This window comes from Xanthomonas sp. SHU 166 (assembly GCF_000364685.1).
Classification (GTDB): domain Bacteria; phylum Pseudomonadota; class Gammaproteobacteria; order Xanthomonadales; family Xanthomonadaceae; genus Xanthomonas_A; species Xanthomonas_A sontii.
Window position 1 is genome coordinate 1 of record NZ_AQOJ01000840.1, and the last position, 1,899, is coordinate 1,899.

Consider the following 1,899-nt stretch of genomic DNA (forward strand, 5'->3'; position numbering starts at 1 on the left):
GCCGCTTCGGAAGGGAACCCGGCAAGTCAAAAGCAAGAACAACAGCAACGGCAGAAGCAACAGCAAAAGCAACAACCGCTGCAGCTGCACTTGCAACAGCAAAATCAAAAGCAAAAGCAACGGTAAACCCCTCGCCCACCGGCGATCGCATCGCCTCCACTCGTCCACCGCCAGGAACACCACCATGTCCACCCTCGTCACCCTGCGCAACGTCACCAAGACCTACCAGCGCGGCCCCGAGAAAGTCCAGGTCCTGCACGGCATCGACCTGGATATCGCCCGTGGCGACTTCGTCGCCCTGATGGGACCGTCCGGCTCCGGCAAGACCACCCTGCTCAACCTGATCGGCGGGCTGGATTCGCCCAGCGGCGGCGAGATCGAGATCGAAGGCCAGCGCATCGACCGCATGAGCGGCGGGCAGCTCGCCACCTGGCGCAGCCACCACGTCGGCTTCGTGTTCCAGTTCTACAACCTGATGCCGATGCTCACCGCGCAGAAGAACGTCGAACTGCCGCTGCTGCTGACCTCGCTCAGCGCCGCACAGCGCAAACGCAATGCCGAGATCGCATTGACCCTGGTCGGCCTGGCCGAGCGCCGCAACCACAAGCCCAGCGAACTGTCCGGCGGCCAGCAGCAGCGCGTGGCCATCGCCCGCGCCATCGTCTCCGATCCCACCTTCCTGATCTGCGACGAACCCACCGGCGACCTCGACCGGCGTTCGGCCGAGGACGTGCTGGGCCTGCTGCAGGAACTCAACCGCAGCCACGGCAAGACCATCGTCATGGTCACCCACGACCCCAAGGCCGCCGAGTACGCCACCCACACCGTGCACCTGGACAAGGGCGAGCTGGCCGACGCGCCGGCCGCGCACTGAGCGAGGCGATGCCATGAAGTATTTTTCGTTGATCTGGGCGCAACTGTTCCGCAGCAAGACGCGGACAGTGCTGACCCTGTTCTCGGTGATCGTCGCCTTCCTGCTGTTCGGCCTGCTCGACTCGGTGCGCGTCGCGTTCACCGCCGGCGGCTCGGTGGAAGGGGTCAACCGCCTGGTCGTGGCCTCGCGCCTGTCGATCACCCAGTCGCTGCCGGTGCGCCTGGAAGCGCAGATCCGCAGCGTGCCGGGCGTGCGCGACGTGACCTATGCGATGTGGTTCGGCGGCATCTACAAGGATCCCAAGGACTTCTTCCCCAACTTCTCGGTGGCACCGAACTTCTTCGACGTGTACAGCGAATACGAGATGCCGCCGGAGCAGCTCAAGGCGTTCCGCGACACCCGCACCGGTGCGGCGGTGGGCGAGGCGCTGGCGAAGAAGAACGGCTGGAAGGTCGGCGACGTGATCCCGCTGCAGGCCACCATCTTCCCGCGCGGCGGCAGCAACGACTGGCCGCTGGAACTGAAGGCGATCTTCCGCGCCAAGGACCGCGCCAACGTGCAGGCGGAGAACCAGCTGATGATGAACTGGAAATACTTCGACGAGAGCAACGACTACATCAAGGGCAGGGTCAGCTGGTACACGGTGCGGCTGGACAATCCCGAGCACGCCTCGCGCGTGGCGCAGGCGATCGATGCGCTGTCGGCCAACTCCGACCACGAGACCAAGTCGCAGACCGAGTCGGCATTCCAGCAGGCCTTCGTCAAGCAGTTCGCCGACATCGGCCTGATCGTCACCTCGATCATGGGCGCGGTGTTCTTCACCCTGGTGCTGCTAACCGGCAACACCATGGCGCAGGCGGTGCGCGAACGCATTCCGGAACTGGCCACGCTCAAGACCCTGGGCTTCCAGGACCGCACCGTGCTGACCCTGGTGATCGTCGAGTCGGTGCTGCTGATCGTACTCGGCGGCCTGCTCGGCATGGCGCTGGCGGCGGCGGCGATCCCGGTGCTGGCCAGCGCCAGCC

The 1,899-nt window shown here is 65.4% G+C and carries 2 protein-coding genes; both read left to right on the forward strand.

The window, feature by feature from the left end; translation table 11 throughout:
* Nucleotides 1–184: 184 nt before the first annotated feature.
* Complete coding sequence (locus D180_RS19210) at nucleotides 185–874, forward strand: ABC transporter ATP-binding protein (RefSeq protein WP_017908954.1); 690 nt, start codon at nucleotides 185–187, stop codon at nucleotides 872–874.
* Between the two features lie 13 nt (nucleotides 875–887).
* Nucleotides 888–1,899, forward strand: a 1,012-nt coding sequence (locus D180_RS19215; RefSeq protein WP_017914050.1) for an FtsX-like permease family protein, incomplete at its 3' end; no start/stop codon positions are given.

Coding starts and splice junctions, on each gene's coding strand:
- D180_RS19210 (WP_017908954.1), top strand. CDS start 185: ATGTCCACCCTCGTCACCCTGCGCAACGTCACCAAGACCTACCAGCGC.